The 681-nt window shown below is 67.8% G+C and carries 1 protein-coding gene; it reads left to right on the top strand.

Going from position 1 to position 681, the window contains the following annotated elements:
* On the top strand, window positions 1-681 hold a 681-nt coding region (gene dusA, locus HX774_RS18555; RefSeq protein ID WP_255500553.1), incomplete at both ends, for a tRNA dihydrouridine(20/20a) synthase DusA.

Raw genomic sequence — 681 nt, 5'->3', positions numbered from 1 at the left:
TCCGTGGCGCCCATGATGGACTGGACCGACCGCAACTGTCGGGCGTTTCACCGAGCGCTGAGCAGCCGGGCGCTGCTCTATACGGAGATGGTCACGGCCCCGGCGGTGATCCACGGCGATCGTGAGCGTCTGCTGGGCTTTGACGCGGTCGAGCATCCGGTGGCGCTGCAACTGGGCGGCTCGGACCCGGCCCAGCTGGCCGAGGCGGCGAAGATCGGCGAGGCCTATGGCTATGACGAGATCAATCTGAACGTCGGCTGCCCCTCGGATCGGGTGCAGTCGGGCAAGTTCGGCGCCTGCCTGATGCGCGAGCCGGAGCTGGTGGCCGACTGCATGGCGGCGATCAAGGAAGCCGTCAGCGTCCCTGCCACCGTCAAATGCCGCATCGGCGTCGATGATCAGGACCCCGAGGTCAGCCTGTTCGCCACGGTCGACGCCTCGGCGGCGGTCGGGATCACCCACTTCATCGTCCATGCGCGGAAGGCCTGGCTGAAGGGTCTGTCGCCCAAGGAAAACCGCGACGTGCCGCCGCTGGACTACGCCCTGGTGCGGCGTCTGAAACGCGAGCGGCCGCATCTGACCATCTGCATTAACGGCGGCATCGGCGATCTGGATCAGGCCGAGGCCCATCTGGATGCGTCCGACGGCGTGCAGCTGGACGGCGTCATGCTGGGCCGCGCC

This window comes from Brevundimonas sp. P7753, assembly GCF_013386595.1.
GTDB lineage: Bacteria > Pseudomonadota > Alphaproteobacteria > Caulobacterales > Caulobacteraceae > Brevundimonas > Brevundimonas bullata.
This window is presented reverse-complemented; position numbering and strand designations above follow the sequence as displayed.